The following is a 347-nucleotide window of genomic DNA, read 5'->3' as shown; positions in this document are numbered from 1 at the left end:
TGCGCTTCGCGCTCGAGCCTGCGGCTCGACTGGATGCGGTTCAGGTAGCCGTAGATGTAGAGCTTGAGTAGTACAGCCGGGTGGTACGCTGGCCGACCAGTCTTTGCAGGCACTACCCGCGCAAAACCCAGGATGGCCATGTCCAGCTCATCGACGAATACGTCGACTGCGCGAACTGGGTTTTCCTCGGTAACGTAGTCCTCCAGGTGCTCTGGAAGCAGCGTGCCTTGCCCGCGGTCTTCGCCTTCAATAAAGCGCTTCATTTGGCACCCCAGTGATGAGATACTGGCTCAACGTTTACCGAACCCGGTTCGTTTACAAGGTCACAAGGTTTTTACACAGCCTGG

1 protein-coding gene is annotated in these 347 nt (G+C 57.1%); it reads right to left on the bottom strand.

The window, feature by feature from the left end; genetic code table 11:
• Window positions 1–263, bottom strand: a 263-nt coding sequence (locus ACQ7JA_RS25055; RefSeq protein ID WP_430902413.1) for a transposase, incomplete at its 3' end; no start/stop codon positions are given.
• Window positions 264–347 lie beyond the last annotated feature (84 nt).

The sequence above is a fragment of the Massilia sp. BKSP1R2A-1 genome (assembly GCF_050586525.1).
Classification (GTDB): domain Bacteria; phylum Pseudomonadota; class Gammaproteobacteria; order Burkholderiales; family Burkholderiaceae_D; genus Telluria.
Note: the sequence above shows the minus strand (reverse complement) of the source record. Positions and strands in the feature narration are given on the sequence as shown.